Raw genomic sequence first — 15,728 nt, 5'->3', positions numbered from 1 at the left:
GGTCAGGCAGCGTTATGAAGGCGGTTACCGAAATTGATGATGGCCTGCACACCTCGGCGCAAGGTGGCCACGTCATCGGAAATATACCCTATCCGTATATAACCTGGCACCCCCAATGCATCGCCCGGCATGATCGCGACCGCGCTTTCGGCCAGCAGCTGCTCGCTGAAGTTGATGGTATCCATGGTCAGGCTGGAAATGTCGCCCCACAGATAGGGGCCGGACGCCGGGCAGTGCATGGTCATCCACGGCAGGCCATAGACCAGGTCCAGCACCAGATTGCGCCGCTGGCGGTAGTCCTCCAGCATGGCGTCCGGTTCGCCGCTTTCAAATGCGGCGGCCATGGCCAGCTGCATCAGCATCGGCGCGGCGGCGGTGATCGGCCCTTGCAGCGTTTCCATGGCGGAGACCACGTGCGCCGGGGCGACCGCGAAGCCGGCGCGCCAGCCCATCATGGCATAGCTTTGCGAGGCCGAATACAGGGTGACGATGCCCAGCTCCTGCCAGTTGCTGCGCGCCGCCAGGCTGATATGGCTGCCGTCAAAGATCAGCTTTTCGTAGCTTTCATCGACGATGGCGCGCGTGCCCGTGCGCTTCATCCAGGCGGCGATGCAATCGAGTTCCTGCTGCTTCAGCACCGCGCCGGTCGGGTTGTGCGGATTGTTGATGATGAGGATGCGCGCCGGCGGCAGGCTGTCGAGCAATGTGTCGTTTATCTCCAACGGCAGATCGACCAGCACCGGCTTCAGCTCCAGCAATTCGCAGGTGGCGACATAGGCCGGCCAGTGCGGTTTGAAGATGATGACGGTGTCACCGGGATCGGCCATCACATACAGCGCCTGATATAAAGCCTGCTTGGCGCCATTGGTCACGAGGATCTCTTCGGTCCGGGCCGGGATGGCGTTTTCCTTGACCACCTTGGCCGCCAACCGCGCACGGATCTGACCGTCGCCACCGACCGCCGTGTAGGCCAGGTAGGGCTGCTCCAGGCCGTGCTGCACCGCGTCCAGCACGGTGGGCGGCGCCTGGAAATGCGAGATGGCGATGGAGAAATCGATCACGTCTTCGCCACGGGCTTTCATGGCGTCGACACGGCCGTGCATGGCCGTTGTGGCCAGAGGTTTAGAGCGGGCAATGCGGTGAGAGAGTTCCATATTGATTCACTTTAGGAAATATTTATTCTACTTCAATCAGACCGGCATGCAAGTAGCTATTCGCAATCGTGCGTTGCCGTCTGGTATGCTAGTGGTGTTAACCAATGAGGATTCCAACGAGGATTTTATGCAGTTCACAACAAAAACAGTTTGCCAGGCACTGACGCTGGCCTTTGTCGCAGGAGTCGGCGCGGCTTCCGCCCATGCGGAAGACATCATCAAGATCGGCCACGTGGCTGCCACCTCCGGCCCGATCGCCCACCTGGGCAAGGACAACGAAAACGGCGCGCGCATGGCCGTGGAAGAATTGAACGTCAAGGGCGTGCTCATCGGCGGCAAGAAGTACAAGGTCGTGATGCAGGCCGAGGACGACGCGGGCGATCCCAAGCAAGCCACCGCCGTGGCGCAAAAACTGGTGGACGCCAAAGTGCAGGGCGTGATTGGCCACGAGACCTCGGGCACCACGATTCCGGCGTCGCGCATTTACTACGATGCCGGCATTCCGCAGATCACGCCATCGGCCAGCTCGCCGCAGTACACGCGCCAGCGCTACAACACCACGTTCCGCAACATCGCCAACGATGAGCAGCTCGGCCCGGCCCTGGCGCGCTACGCGATGCAGAACATGCAGGCCAAGCGCATCGCCGTAGTGGACGACCGCACCTCTTACGGCAAAGGACTGGCCGAGGAATTCGTCAAAACCGTCAAGAAGACCGGCGCCGCCAGCGGCACCACGATTGTCTCGACTCAGTTCACCAACGACAAGGCGACCGACTTCAGCGCCATTCTGACTGCGATCAAGGCCACCAAGCCGGACATGATCTTCTTCGGCGGCATGGATGCGGTGGCCGGCCCCATGCTGCGCCAGATGAAGCAGCTGGGCATTCCGATCAAGTTCATGGGCGGCGACGGCATGTGCTCGGACTCGGTGCCGCGCCTGGCCGGCGAGGGCATGAGCGATGGCCAGGTGATCTGCGCGGAAGCGGGCGGCGTCGAGCCGTCGCAGGAAAAAGGCATGACCGAATTCCACGCCCGCTACAAGAAACGCTTTGGCATCGAAGTGCAGACCTACGCGCCGTACACCTATGACGCGCTGATGACCATGGTCGACGCCATGCAGAAAGCCGGCTCGCCAGATCCGGCCAAGTATTTGCCGGTGCTGGCCAAGATCAGCCACAAAGGCGTGACCGGCAATATCGCGTTTGACGCACGTGGCGACATCCAGAACGGCGTGCTGACCATCTTCACCTTCAAAGACGCCAAACGCCAGAAGCTGGCTGTGATGAAATAAACAAGCCTGCGGCAGTTGGTTGGCACCTGCCGCAATCTATGGCACAATGGGAATGATTCTCATTTGCCATTGATCTATCGTGCCCACATTTGCGCCTACCGCCGATTCCGTCGGCTCGCTGTATCGCAGCCATCATGGATGGCTGCATAACTGGCTATGGCGCAAGGTCGGCTGCCGCGATGGCGCCGCGGATATCGCGCATGACACCTTCATGCGCGTGCTGGATGCCGGCGCCCTCGAAACCCTGCGCGAACCGCGCGCCTACCTGAGCACCATCGCTAATGGCCTGCTGGTCAACCACTGGCGCCGCTTGACGCTGGAGCGCGCCTACCTGGAGGCGCTGGCGGTGCAGGAGGCCGTGCTGGAGCCCTCGCCGGAAGAGCGGGCGCTGGTCATCGAAGCGCTGATGCAGGTCGATGCCATGCTTGCCTCGCTGGCGCCCAAGGTGCGTGAAGCGTTCCTGCTATCGCAAATCGACGGCTGGACGTATGCCGCCATCGCCGCACACTTGCAGGTCTCCGAACGCATGGTCAAGAAGTACATGGCGCAGGCGATGCTGCAATGCCTGTTGATCAGTAACGGCGATGCCTGACCAGGCCGCGCTGGAATTCCACGTGCTGGAGCAGGCGGCGGAATGGTTCGCGGTACTCAGTGCGCCCGATGTGGCGCCCGGCGAACACCAGGCCTGGCAACGCTGGCTGGACGCATCGCACCAGCACCGTGAAGCCTGGCGCCGCGTGGAAAGCATCAACACCCAGCTGCAGGCGCTGCCTGGCGCGCCGGCCCGTGCTGCGTTGGTGGCCGGCCCGCGCCGCCGGCGCGCGTTGAAAGCCTTGCTGCTGTTGTGCGCTGGCGGTGGTGCGGGCGCGCTGGCAATGCGCCGCGAGGAAGCGGGCGAATTTCTGGCGGCGCTGCATGCCGGGCACCGCACGGCGGTTGGCGTGATCGCCGCCTTGCCGCTGCCCGATCGCACCCAGGCCTGGCTCAACACCGACAGTGCCGCCGACCTGGCTTACGACAGCACGCAGCGTTTGATCGTGCTGCGACGTGGCGAGATCCTGCTGCACAGTGGCGCCGACCATCAGCAGCCAGCGCGCCCGCTGGTCGTGGAAGCACGCGGCCTCCGGCTGCGCGCACTGGGCACGCGCTTTGCGGTGCGCCTCACGGAGCAGGGCACGCGCCTGGCGGTGTATGACGGCGCCGTGCAGGTGAACGACGGCGTCGTGGTGCCTGCTGGCGCCCAGGTGGAGATCACCGGCGGCCTGGCGGGGGCGATGACGCCGGCGAATGAAGAAAGCAGCGCCTGGTCGCGCAAGCTGCTGATTGCGACGCAGATGCGGCTGGATGACTTCCTGGCCGAACTCGCGCGCTATCGGCATGGGCATCTGGCTTGCGATCCCGCGCTGGCCGGCATGCGGCTGGTGGGCAGCTACCCGCTGGGTGACACCGATCAGGCGCTGGATATGCTGGAAGCCGCGTTGCCGGTGCGCGTCAAGCGCACGCTGTCGTGGTGGGTCAGCATCACGCCGCGCTGACCATGAAGAAGTTTGCCTTGCTGGTTTGCCTGCCGTCGATCGCGATGGCGGCGCCGCCGATATCACCGATACCCGCTGGCTCCCTGGACCAGGTGCTGCGCGCCTATACGCTGGCAAGCGGCACGCTGCTCAGCGCGGACGGCCGGTTGACGCAAGGTGTCGGCAGTCCGGGCTTGCCGGAACTGTCCGCCCCCGAGCGCGATCTGCCGCGCATTCTTGCCGGGTCGGGGCTGGAAGCCGTGCGCCAGCTGGATGGCAGCTTCCTGCTGCGCGCAGCGCCGATGGCCGCGACTGTCGCGGAGTCGCAGGCGCTGAAGCACCTGCCGGAAGTGGTGGCGCGTGCCGAGCTGTCGCCCGACGATGCCGTGAGCAGTCTGGTCGTCAAAGGCGGCGCCGCGCTGCGGGATACGCCGCAGGCGGTCAGCATCGTGACAGCGGAGAAGATCCGCGATCGCCAGCTGCTGAGCATGGACGATCTGCTGGCGTATGTACCGGGCGTACAGCCCAGCCTTGGCGAAGGCAACCGCGATAACGCTGCCTTTCGCGGCTATAACTCCAGCGCCGATTTCTTCCTGAACGGCCTGCGCGACGACGTCCAGTATTTCCGCGATTTCTACAACATCGAGACCGTCGAAGTCCTGAAAGGGCCGAACGCGATGTCGCTGGGGCGTGGCGGCTCGGGTGGGGCGGTCAACCGCGTTGGCAAGCAGGCGCAATGGCGCGACATCGGCGACCTCGATCTGCTGCTGGGCAGCTGGCAGCAACGCCGCGCCGCGCTGGATGTGGGTGCGGCGCTGAATCCGCAACTGGCCTGGCGCCTGAATGCGGTCGATGAAGATTCAGGCTCGTTCCGTCAAGGCGGCTGGCTGCAACGCTACGGCGTCAATCCGGCGCTGGCCTGGCGCGATGGCGCGACGCTTGTGCACATCAGCTATGAGCATTTCCGCGACCGCCGCAGTACCGACCGGGGCATGCCGTCCTACAATGGCCGTCCCGTGGCGTCCGCGCCTTCTACCTTCTTTGGCGATCCGGCCAATAGCCACAATGGCGTGGATATCGATGCGCTCACCGTGCGCGTCGAGCGGCCACTGGGGCCCGCGCTCAAGTTCAGCAGCCAGCTGCACTACGCCGTTTACGACAAGTATTATCAGAACGTCTTCCCCGGCGGGATGGACGATGCCAGCACGGTACGCATGCTGGGCTATGGCAGCACGACCCACCGCAGCAATCTGTTTTACCAGGCCGACCTGCAAACCACGGCAACTACCGGAGCGCTGCGCCATCAGTTGACGGCCGGGCTGGAACTGGGCCGGCAGCGCACGGACAACGCGCGTACCACCGGCTATTTCGATACGCTGGGGCCGGAAGTGCGCTTCGTATCCGTGCCGGTGGCGCAGCCGACGTTTCACCTGCCGATGACGTTCCGTCCCTCGGCGACGGACATGAGCAATGCCAGCACCGGCCGGAATACCGCGCTGTACGTGCAGGATCAGATGGTGCTGTCGCCGCAGTGGCAGGTGCTCGCGGGCTTGCGCAAGGAGGCGCTGAATGTGGACTTCCGCGATATCCGCAACCAGCTGCAACTGGCGAGCCATGACCGTCCGCTGTCGCCACGTCTGGGGCTGATCTATCAGCCGGGCGACAAACTGTCGCTGTACGCCAGCTATAGCAAGGCGTATTCGCTGCGGGTGGGCGAACAGATGGCCTCACTCACCGTGGATAACCAGGACCTGGCGCCGGAAGTGGTGCGCAACCAGGAAATCGGCGCGCGCTGGGAAGATGGCGACCGGCTGTCCGCCAGCCTGGCGATGTACCAGCTTCGCCGCAGCAATGTGCTGGTCGCCGATCCGGTCAACGGCGGCGATAACGAATTGGTGGAAGGCCAGCGCGGGCAGGGCGTTGAGCTGGAGCTGGCGGGACGCGTCAACCGTAGCTGGAAGCTCAGCGCCGGCTATGCCTGGCAGCGCTCGCGCCTGACCGCCACCCAGTCGGCCAATTCCCAGGCGGGCGCGCAGATGCCGCATGTGCCGCGCCAAAGCCTGTCGCTATGGAGTACGCACACGCTGAGCGCCAGCGTTGAAGCTGCGCTGGGCGTGCTTGCGCGCAGCAGCATGTTCAGCTCCACCAGCAACCGCGTGGCGCTGCCAGGTTATGCGCGGCTGGATGCGACCCTGTACTACCAGATCAACCCCCGCAACCGTCTGCAACTCGGCGTGGAAAACCTGTTCGACCGCGCCTATTTTGCCTCGTCTTACAACGATAACAACATCTCTCCCGGCTCGCCACGCGCCGTGCGCCTGGCCCTGCATACGCGCTGGTAAAAAAATTTTCATTTCGCGGTTCCCTTTTTTGTATCTCGCTTGGCAAGGTAGGTATAGGACTATCGAAAAGCGTAGGGAGTAGCACATGCCGCAGCCACAGGATGAATCAGCACAGCGGGAACGCGTCCGGGAATGGATGCGCAAATCGCCGCTGCGGATCACGCGCGCCCGTACCAGCGTGGCCGCCGTGCTGCTGCGCCATCCCGAACCGATCAGCGCTGAAGTGGTGTTCCGCGAACTGCTGGATACCGGCGAGGACGTGAGCCTTGGTTCCGTCTACCGCATCCTCAAGCAGATGGAAGATGATGGCCTGGTACATCGCGACCGTCAGCTCAGCTCCGGTGGCGTCAAGGCCGTGTATTCGATCCAGGCGGAAGCTGCGCAGAGCCGCGCTTACACCTTCCGCTGCGACGTCTGTGGACGCCAGCAGCGCATTGCCGATGGCACGCTGGCTGCGCAGCTGGCCAACGTCGCAGTGATGGAGGGTTATCTGCTGCCGCCGGAAATCAACATCCCTGCGCGCTGCCGGACCTGCGTGCCGCAAGCCCGGAAGTCCTGACTTTTTTGCCCCAATAGCCAGCCAGGAGCCACGCTCCGCCGCCAGCCAGTAACCAAAACCGATCTACGGAAGACGATGAAATCAATACAGAAAAATGCGGGTATCAAAAGCCGCAAACACGACTCGCTGAAACTGAGCCGCATGCACGTTGCCGCACTGGCCACGCTGGCCATGCCGTTCGCGGTGCAGGCGGAAGCCGCCCCGGACCAGCCGCAAAAGCTGCCGGAAGTTGTGGTCGGCGCCAGCCGCGCCAGCGACATTCAGGTGACCCGTTCGGCCAGCGAGAAGTTCACCGCACCGCTGCTGGATACACCGAAGTCCGTGACCGTGATTACCTCCGAAGTGATTTCGCAGACGGGCGCCGTGTCGCTGACCGACGCACTGCGCACTGTGCCCGGCATCACGATTGGTGCGGGCGAGGGCGGCAATCCTGTCGGCGACAACCTGTTCATCCGCGGCTATAACGCGCAGACCGACACTTACATCGACGGCATTCGCGACAGCGGCTCGCAGTCGCGCGAGATTTTCTCGCTGGAGCAGATCGAAGTGGTGAAAGGCCCTAACTCGGCCTACGGCGGCCGTTCGTCGGCAGGTGGCGGCATTAACCTGATCAGCAAGACGCCGAAAGCGGAAAACTTCGCCAACGCCAGCGTGGGTCTGGGATCGGCGCAATATCGCCGCGCCACGGCCGACATCAACCGCATCATCAACGACGATGTGGCCGTGCGCCTGAACCTGATGACCCACGACGCCCATGTCGCCGGCCGCAATGAGATCAACGGCAACCGCTGGGGCATCGCGCCAAGCATCAGCTTTGGCATGAACTCCAGCACCAAGGTTAACCTGAGCTATTACCACATGCAGTCGGATGAGCTGCCGGATACCGGCATCCCGTTCAACAATCCGTTCACCAGCGGCACCAATGTCAGCAAGAACGGCGATGGTACGCCGATCAGCGTACCGCGCGATACCTTCTATGGCCTGGTGAACCGCGACTTCCGCAAAACCCAGACTGACATCGGCACCATCGACGTGCGCCATGATTTCGCCAACGGCATGGTGTTCCGCAACGTAACGCGTTACGGCAAATCGGATAACGACTACGTCTGGACCCAGCCCGACGATTCGAAGGGCAACACCATGTTGTACGGCACCGTATGGCGCCGCGCCAACACGCGTGTCGCCAGCACCGATTCGCTGGCCAACGCCTCCAGCCTGACCGGCAGCTTTGTCGCTGCGGGCATCAAGCATAGCTACACGACGGGTCTGGAAATCAGCCGCGAAAACACGGACCGCAGCAGTTACCTGTTCATGCCTGGCACCAACAATCCGCTGACCGGCACCACCACCTGCCCAACATCGGGCGCCGCCACGCTGTACAACTGCACCACCACCATCAATCCGAATCCGAACGATCCCTGGGTCTACACGCGCAGCGTATCGCCAGCACGCAATACCATCGTGACCAACACCCGTTCGGCCTATGTGTTTGACACCGTTGAATTCACGCCGCAATGGCTGCTGAATCTGGGCGTACGCTGGGATGATTACCGCAGCGTGCTGGATGTGCCGATGTACACGCTGAGCGGCACAACGACGGCCGCATCGCATGCGGAAGTCAACGCCAACTTCGCCAACCACCAGGCGGGCCTGGTGTACAAGCCTTCGACCAACAGCAGCATCTACGTTTCGTACGGCACTTCTTCGACTCCGCCGGGTAACGATGCTGGCGACGGCCTGGATGGCCTGAGCAGCGCAGTGCAGAACCTGGCGCCGCAGGACAGCAAGAACTATGAGCTGGGCACCAAGTGGGAAGTGCTGCCGGGTGGGCGCCTGTCGATCAGCGCGGCAGTGTTCCGCAGCGAGATGAACAACGCCCGCGTCACCGCGCCGGATGGCACGACGCAAAACGTCGGCAAGAAAACCATGAAGGGTGTGGAGCTGGGTGTGAGCGGCAACCTCACCAAAGAGTGGCAAGTCTTTGGCGGCTATACGTATCTGGATGGCCGCGTCGCCGACAATGGCTTCGTGAACACCGGCACCACCGCCAAGCCGGTGTATGCGCCGTCGCCATACAACGGCAACGTGTTCCCGACCACGCCGAAGAACAGCGCATCGCTGTGGACTTCGTATGCCGTGCTGCCAGGTCTGGTGGTGGGTGGTGGCGTGAACTATGTGGCCAAGGTCTACGCCAACATCAACAACACCAAGTACGCACCGGGTTACAGCCGCTTTGACGCCATGGCCAGCTATGACATCAACAAGCATATCGCGTTGCAGCTGAATATCCAGAACCTGACGGACAAGACTTACTTCGATAAAGTGTCTTCGCCACACTACGCTGGCGTCGGTGCTGGCCGCAGCGCGACGCTGACGGCCAACTTCAAGTACTAAATCCGCATCCCCAGCCAGATCACTGATTCCGTTGCGGCGGATACGGTGGTCTCTAGCAGGCGGGCCAATGGTCCGCCTGCCTTCACATGACCGGCAGCCAGGTCGTGATGCTCCTGTTCCTCCCCGATGATGGCGACGATTGCCGCCAATGCCTCCGCATCGTCCTTGAGTTGCACCATCTGTTGCTGCAAATGCCGCAGCACGACCCGTTCGACCGCCACCGTGGTCTGCGCGATGGCGCGCGCGCCCAATAATCCGGTCAGCACGCCCAAACCATATCCACCGATCGCGCACAACCAGTAGCTTCTGCAACGCCGCACGCCGCGCCCCGTGAGTTCGGCGAGGAAGATCGCGCGGTGCCGCTCCTCGTGAGACTTGAACGATTCCAGTTGCGCGACCAGTCCCTTTGCCGTCAGGCGGGCCATCAGGATCTGTCCTGCGTAAATGCTGACCGCACCGTGCTCACCGGCGTGGTTGACCTTCAGGATGCGGGCAGCGAGCGGTATGCGATTTGACATGGGTGCAATGTACCATGTCCGCAGGCGTAAAAAAACCGATGAGGTCATCATCGGTTTTTCGTCGATCAGGCGCCGGGTGGCGGGCCGCCGGCTCCTGGACCAGGGCCGCCAGGTCCGCCCGGGCGCGGACCCCAGCCCTGTTCATGGTTCTCATTGTTGGAGGTGCCGCTGCCGCCGAAGCGGTAGGACAGCCCAACATAGAACACGCGGCCGTCGAAGCGGCGGGTGCTGGTTTCGCGCAGTGTGGCGCTGTTGATCACGGTTTCCATCTTGTTGGTGTTGAACACGTCCGTGACGTTGGCCACCAGGCTCAATTGCTGCGTGACGTTGTGGCGCCAGCTCATGTTGAACGTGTGGTTGGGCGAACGGTAGCCTTGGCCGGACAGCGTCTTGCCCATCATTTGCAGCGCCATCTGGATCTGGTTGGCCGGATCGTACTGGTAGTTCAGTCGCACGCGGCCGCTCAGCGAATTGGCGGTGCGCGTCACCAGCAAACCGCTGTCGTCGTAGAAGCTTTGCTGCGAGCGGGCCAGGTTGCCGCTGGTATTGAGCGTGAGCGATGGCGTCAGCTTGCCGCTGACGGTGAATTCCAGGCCGCTCGAATGGCTGCCTTCACCGTTGGCCTTGGTGGTCAGCAGCACGTTGGGTGCGACGAAGTAGCGGTAATCGACGATGGCGTCGGTGTCGCGGCGGTAGTAGCCGCGCAGATTGGTTTCCAGGCCGCCGATCTTGGTTTCGTAGCCAACTTCGAACGAATCGGTCTTGGTCGGTTTCAGATTCGGATTACCGGACGAGACGTTGAATTCGTCACGGTAGGTCACGTACGGATTCAGGTCGTTGGCGTTGGGACGGCGAATCCGGCGGGCGTAGGCGAAACGCAGGTTGGCGTTGTCGTTGACCTTGTAGGTCGCATATGCGCTGGGGATGTAGTTGATGTAGCTGTTCTTGCCTTCGATGCCGCCGGTGATCTGGTGGATGTCCATGTCCGTGTATTCGGTGCGCAGGCCGGCCAGCGCGCCCCAGCGTTCGTTCAGGCGCATCTGGTAGGTGCCGTACAGCGCGTACACGGTTTCATCCAGCTCGTAGCTGTTGGTGCGGCCGTTGTTGATCCTGGCGACGCCGGTGACCGGATCGATGTCGGTGTACAGCGTGTCGAAATCGTTCTTGTTGGTGGCGACCTTGTAGCCCGCCTTGGCGGTGCCGCCCCACAGCGGACGCTCGTAGTCGCCGGTGAAGTCGATGATGCGGGTGCTGAATTCGTTGTGCTGGTTGGCGCGCGTGTCGATCATGCCAGGCGTGGCGTATACATTGTCGTAGTTGCTGACGTTATCGTTTTCCGATGCCGACACACGCAGGTCGATCTTCAGCGTTTCGCCGGGCAGTTCGCCTTTGTGATCGTAGCGGCCGCCCCAGCTGAAATTCTTGCTGTCGCCAGTGCGCACCGTGGTGCGCTGGTAGTCGCTGGCCGGGATCATGGCCGTGGCGCCGTTGATGTAATGGTCAGCGGAGTGCTGGTCGTTGGTACGGCTGTTGTACGAGGCGCTGCCAGCCAGGGTATCGGTCTGATTCAGGTTGTAGCTGACGGTGCCGTTCAGGCCCGCCATGTCATTCAGGCCGCGGCCGACGGACTGCTGGCTGCTGTGAACGAACTGGCCGCTCAGTGGATCGAAGCGGTCGCGCGTGACATCGGCCACCGAGTTGCGGCCATCGTGGCGCACGTTGGCGCTGCCCTGGAAACCCCAGGCGCCTTCGTTGTAGCTGCCGTTGACGGCGCTGTTGTAGCGGCCCGCAGTGCCGGCATTGCCGTTGACGGTGGTAAAACCGCCGGGCTTGCGGTTGCGGCGCATCACCAGGTTCAGGATAGGGCCGCCGCCGGCTTCGTTGCCGAACTGCGCGCCGGGATTGTTGATGACCTCAATCGATTCGATGTCGTCGGCGGCCATGGCCTGCAGCGCCGGGCCGCGGTTATCGCCCTGCAGCATGGCTGATGGCTTGCCATCGACCATGATCTGGACGTTGGGGCTGCCGCGCAGGGTGATGCTGCCGTCGGGATCGACGTTGACGGAGGGGACGTTGTTGAGCGCATCGGCAGCGGAGCCGTTGGTGCTGGAGACGTCGGATTTCACATCGTAGACCTGGCGGTCGATGCGGTTGGTGGGGCGTTCGGCTGAAACAGTTACCTCCGGAACGACGGCGTCTTTGGCGTCTTTGGCTTTAACGGCGGTCGTAGCGGGCTTTGTGGCTGGCTTTTCGGGAGTGGTGTTTTGAGCGTAAGCTGGCAGAATAGCGCTGCCGGTAAGGCAGCAGGTAAGCAGTATCTTTTGCATGGTTTTGACGGCGCACCGTCACTATACGGTAGAGTTGCCATTATACCAGCGGGGTATCTGGCAAATAATCGCATTTACGCTTCTTTACTTTGGCTTTACAAACGACATAAAGCGGCGCAAGGCACGCGCGGGCAAGGCAAAAAAAGCGCCGCGACCAGCGCGGCGAAAACCACTTCAGGGTAATACAAAATCATCGTATCACGCCGGGAATCGAGCAAAATTACACTTAGGTAAGGCAACTGGAGAACAACAGCATGGCACGTGGCACCGCACATATCGGAAAAGAAACATACACCACACGGCTGGAGATCGGCGCCCACACGCTGGTCGGCGACGAGCCGGAGCGCAACGGCGGCAAGAACGCGGGACCGGCGCCCTATGATTTTCTGCTGGCGGGACTGGGCTCGTGCACCGCGATCACCTTGCGCATGTATGCCGATCGCAAGCAGTGGCCGGTGGACGCGGTGGACGTCGACCTGCACCTGACGCACGCCGACGACGGCAGTACCGTGATCCGCCGCACGCTGACGATCACCGGCGCGGTGGATGCCACGCAGAAAGCACGCATGGCGGAGATCGCCGAGAAAACGCCTGTCACGCTGACCCTCAAGGCCGGCCTGCGCATCGACACTGTGCTCGCCTGAGCGCGCTACCTCGCAGGCCGTCAATGTAATTGTCATCTTCAACGGAACTTGTTAGCCCGGCTATTTGTCCAACCAAGGCAAAGTGAGCCGTGTGACGTGTATTTTCCTTGGGGGATGATATGGACCTGATTAAGTATCTGGCTAAGCATCTGGCGGGGTTGCTTGCGCTGGTGGCGAGCTGCTCGGCGATGGGAGTGCCCTTGTTGTCGGAGGGCTTTGATAATGTGGCGACGTTGCCAGCGCGGGGCTGGGCGTTCGTCAATAGCAGTTCACCGCCGGGCACCACCGGCTGGTTTCAGGGCAACGCAGCGATCTTCCCGGCGGCCTCCGGGCCGGCGAACGCCTACATCGCAGCCAACTTCAATAGCGCCGGCTTCGGCGGCGCTGTCAGCAACTGGCTGCTGACGCCGGAAGTGATGCTGACCAACGGCGAATCACTGGACTTCTCCTTGCGCCTACTGGGCGAGGGTCTGCTGGACCGCATGGAAGTCTATGTCAGCACCGGCGGCGCCTTCTCGATGCTGGCGGCATTTGAATCGGACAGCGATACCGGCTGGCTCGACAAGACCATCCTGGTCAACGGTCTGGCTGCGCCGGCCATTGGGCGCTATGCCTTCCGCTATGTCGTGGACGACACCAGTATCAATGGTAATTATGTCGGTATCGATACCGTCAGCGTCAATGCCTTGCCGGTACCGGATACCGTGGCCTTGCTGTGTCTGGGCCTGGTTGTGCTGCTGGGCACTGGCCGGTCGCGACGCCGATGGCTGGCCGCGACCGGCCTGGCTGCCAGCGCGCTGGTGGCCAATGCGGACGAGCATGGTGTCATGAGCTTCCCCCATGTGCAGGTGACGCGGCAGCAAGTTCCGGCTACCGCTGCCGCTGCCGCTGCCGATCCCGGGCAGGGCGGTTTCATGGCATACAAGGACCCGCAGACCGGCCAGCTCACCGGCCCGAACCCCGCGCAAGCCGCATTGCTGACAGCAGCCGCGCGCACGCCGGCGCCGCTGGTCAGGCAGCGGCCGCAACTCATCCGCCCGCCGTATGGCGGCATCGGGGTGATGCTGGATGAGCGCCAGGCCCGCTACGCCATGGTCCGCAAGGCCGACGATGGCAGCCTCACGGAAACCTGCGTGCCAGCCGAAGGAGAGACAAAATGAAAGCGCTAATGACTGCCCTGGTGGCGCTGCTGTTGTCTTCCGCGAGCTGGGCCGCCGCCACCATCACCATTGTGAACGGCGATGCGCCAGGTGTCGGCTTCAATGACCCGGCACCGGTTGCGCCGGTGGGTGGCAACACCGGCACCACGCTGGGGGCGCAGCGGCTCAATGCCTTCCAGGCGGCCGCCAGCCAATGGGGCGACAGCCTGGATAGCAGCGTTCCTATCCGCGTGCTGGCGACCTGGGAAGCACTGCCGTGCACCGACTCCGCCGCCGTGCTGGGCAGCGCAGGCGCACTGGAAGTGTTTTCCGATTTTCCGGGCGCGCCGCAAGCCAACGCCTGGTTTGGCAAGGCGGAAGCCAACAAGCTGCTCGGCTTCGACATGGACCCGGAAACGCCGGACGTGCGCGCGCGCTTCAATGTCAACCTCGGCCAGGCCGGCTGTTTTACTGGCTCGCCGTTCTATCTTGGCCTCGATAACAACCACGGCAGCAACACCGATCTGGTCACGGTGTTGTTGCACGAGTTTGCACACGGCTTCGGCTTCCAGACCTATACCGATGACGAAACCGGCGAACTGCTGGCCGGCGTGCCCAGCATCTGGGACTACTTTCTGCTCGATACCAGCAGCGGCAAGGTGTGGAAGGACATGAGCAATGCGGAACGCGCCGCGTCCGCGGTGAAATCGGGCAAGCTGGTGTGGAACGGTGTGCAGGTCACCAATGCTGCGCAACTGGTTTTGCAGGCGGGCACGCCGGTGCTGACCATCCTGTCGCCACCGTCCGAATCGGGCGTGCTGCAGGTGGGAACGGCAGCCTTCGGCCCGCCGCTGGCGAGTCCTGGCCTGACAGGCGAAGTGATGCCCGTGGTTGATACAGCGCCCGATACCGGCCTTGCGTGTACACCGCTTTCCGCCTTGAATGCCCAGGCAGTGAAGGGCAGGATAGCGCTGATCGACCGTGGCGCCTGCACCTTCGTGGTCAAAGTGCGCCATGCGCAGGACGCCGGGGCGATTGCTGTGCTGATTGCCGACAACGTGGCCGGCGCGCCCCCGCCGGGGCTGGGTGGCAGCGATCCCGGCATCTTCATTGCCGCCGTACGTATCACGCAAGAAGATGGCGCAGCCTTAAGGCAGGCACTGGCAGGGCGATCACGCAAGCACTCCGGCCTGTTCGCCAATCTCGGCGTGAACCTGGCGGTGCGCGCTGGCACTGATGCGCTGGGGCGGGTGCTGATGTATGCGCCACGTCCCAATCAGCCCGGGTCATCGGTGTCGCACTACGACACCAGTGCCACGCCGAACCTGCTGATGGAACCAGCCATCAACGCCGATCTGCGGCATGCGGTCAAGCCGCCGTACGACCTGACCTTGCCGTTGTTGAAGGATATCGGCTGGTAAGTCAGGCCGGTGCCGTCGTCACGTAATCGACGATGCGGTCGGCGCAGGCCTCCGAGATCGCGATAAAGCGCGCACCGTTGCGGAAGCGGCCGTGCGTGCCGACCGCCTGGCTGTTGACCACGGTAAGCGTGATCTCGTTGCGGATGGTGCTGCCGGGGAAGCAGAAATTGAGCAGGTACTGTTCATCGGCGGGCATCGCGTGGTCGCTCACAAATGCGACGCCCATGCGCGAGATGTCGATGATCTGCGCAGGCAAATTGTGTTCTCCATGTACATCGGTGAGATAGGCGTCGACCTGCAACAACCGCCTAACATGCTCTCGTCTCGGGTCCATCGTTGTTTGGGATAGCCACTAAAAGTCATAGTATGACAGATGCCGCAGCAACCCTGTCAGCTTTGTGCTCTGCCGCACATACCAGGCTTGT

Annotated in this window: 13 protein-coding genes; 9 read left to right on the top strand and 4 right to left on the bottom strand. The window is 62.8% G+C overall.

Features of this window, described 5'->3' with window-relative positions; all coding sequences use genetic code 11:
- Positions 1–2: 2 nt before the first annotated feature.
- Entirely contained in the window at positions 3–1,154 is a 1,152-nt protein-coding gene (locus GTP58_RS09370; protein ID WP_161077179.1) for a pyridoxal phosphate-dependent aminotransferase, read from the bottom strand.
- 127 nt (positions 1,155–1,281) lie between these two features.
- Between GTP58_RS09370 and GTP58_RS09365 the strand changes: the two genes are divergently transcribed.
- The 6 genes from GTP58_RS09365 (at position 1,282) to GTP58_RS09340 (ending at position 9,254) form a co-directional block, all read left to right on the top strand.
- Positions 1,282–2,445 carry a branched-chain amino acid ABC transporter substrate-binding protein gene (locus GTP58_RS09365; RefSeq protein WP_161077178.1) on the top strand — a complete coding sequence of 388 codons (1,164 nt, stop codon included), beginning with the start codon at positions 1,282–1,284 and terminating at the stop codon, positions 2,443–2,445.
- Between the two features lie 76 nt (positions 2,446–2,521).
- A complete protein-coding gene (locus GTP58_RS09360; protein WP_373924731.1) occupies positions 2,522–3,037 on the top strand; it encodes a sigma-70 family RNA polymerase sigma factor in 516 nt (171 codons plus the stop codon).
- Positions 3,030–3,980: a FecR domain-containing protein gene (locus tag GTP58_RS09355; RefSeq protein ID WP_161077176.1), complete on the top strand. Its 951-nt coding sequence runs from the start codon at positions 3,030–3,032 to the stop codon at positions 3,978–3,980. Before GTP58_RS09360 ends, GTP58_RS09355 begins: the two co-directional genes overlap by 8 nt.
- Entirely contained in the window at positions 3,956–6,301 is a 2,346-nt protein-coding gene (locus GTP58_RS09350) for a TonB-dependent siderophore receptor (protein WP_161077175.1), read from the top strand. Before GTP58_RS09355 ends, GTP58_RS09350 begins: the two co-directional genes overlap by 25 nt.
- An 85-nt stretch (positions 6,302–6,386) precedes the next feature.
- Positions 6,387–6,860, top strand: coding sequence for a Fur family transcriptional regulator (locus tag GTP58_RS09345; protein WP_161077174.1), 474 nt, complete (start codon positions 6,387–6,389; stop codon positions 6,858–6,860).
- A gap of 75 nt (positions 6,861–6,935) precedes the next feature.
- Positions 6,936–9,254, top strand: a complete 2,319-nt coding sequence (locus tag GTP58_RS09340) for a TonB-dependent siderophore receptor (RefSeq protein ID WP_161077173.1) — start codon at positions 6,936–6,938, stop codon at positions 9,252–9,254.
- Here GTP58_RS09340 and GTP58_RS09335 read toward each other — a convergent pair.
- Together GTP58_RS09335 and GTP58_RS09330 are read right to left on the bottom strand one after the other, a co-directional pair.
- The gene (locus GTP58_RS09335; RefSeq protein ID WP_229215471.1) at positions 9,251–9,823 is read right to left on the bottom strand and encodes a demethoxyubiquinone hydroxylase family protein; all 573 of its coding nucleotides are present in this window, start codon (positions 9,821–9,823) and stop codon (positions 9,251–9,253) included. The two genes, GTP58_RS09340 and GTP58_RS09335, sit on opposite strands and share 4 nt — an antisense overlap.
- Before the next feature lie 14 nt (positions 9,824–9,837).
- Positions 9,838–12,099 carry an outer membrane beta-barrel family protein gene (locus GTP58_RS09330; RefSeq protein WP_161077172.1) on the bottom strand — a complete coding sequence of 754 codons (2,262 nt, stop codon included), beginning with the start codon at positions 12,097–12,099 and terminating at the stop codon, positions 9,838–9,840.
- Positions 12,100–12,353: 254 nt separating this feature from the next.
- Between GTP58_RS09330 and GTP58_RS09325 the strand changes: the two genes are divergently transcribed.
- The 3 genes from GTP58_RS09325 (at position 12,354) to GTP58_RS09315 (ending at position 15,303) form a co-directional block, all read left to right on the top strand.
- A complete protein-coding gene (locus tag GTP58_RS09325) occupies positions 12,354–12,743 on the top strand; it encodes an OsmC family protein (protein ID WP_161077171.1) in 390 nt (129 codons plus the stop codon).
- A 119-nt stretch (positions 12,744–12,862) separates the two neighbouring features.
- The gene (locus GTP58_RS09320; protein ID WP_161077170.1) at positions 12,863–13,903 is read left to right on the top strand and encodes a choice-of-anchor J domain-containing protein; all 1,041 of its coding nucleotides are present in this window, start codon (positions 12,863–12,865) and stop codon (positions 13,901–13,903) included.
- Entirely contained in the window at positions 13,900–15,303 is a 1,404-nt protein-coding gene (locus tag GTP58_RS09315) for a PA domain-containing protein (protein WP_161077169.1), read from the top strand. Before GTP58_RS09320 ends, GTP58_RS09315 begins: the two co-directional genes overlap by 4 nt.
- A gap of 1 nt (position 15,304) precedes the next feature.
- Here the strand turns inward: GTP58_RS09315 and GTP58_RS09310 are convergent, their stop codons facing one another.
- Positions 15,305–15,637, bottom strand: a complete 333-nt coding sequence (locus tag GTP58_RS09310) for a PilZ domain-containing protein (RefSeq protein ID WP_161077168.1) — start codon at positions 15,635–15,637, stop codon at positions 15,305–15,307.
- Between the last annotated feature and the right edge of the window lie 91 nt (positions 15,638–15,728).

Source organism: Duganella sp. CY15W (genome assembly GCF_009857555.1).
GTDB classification, from domain to species: domain Bacteria; phylum Pseudomonadota; class Gammaproteobacteria; order Burkholderiales; family Burkholderiaceae_D; genus Rugamonas; species Rugamonas sacchari.
Note: the sequence above shows the minus strand (reverse complement) of the source record. Positions and strands in the feature narration are given on the sequence as shown.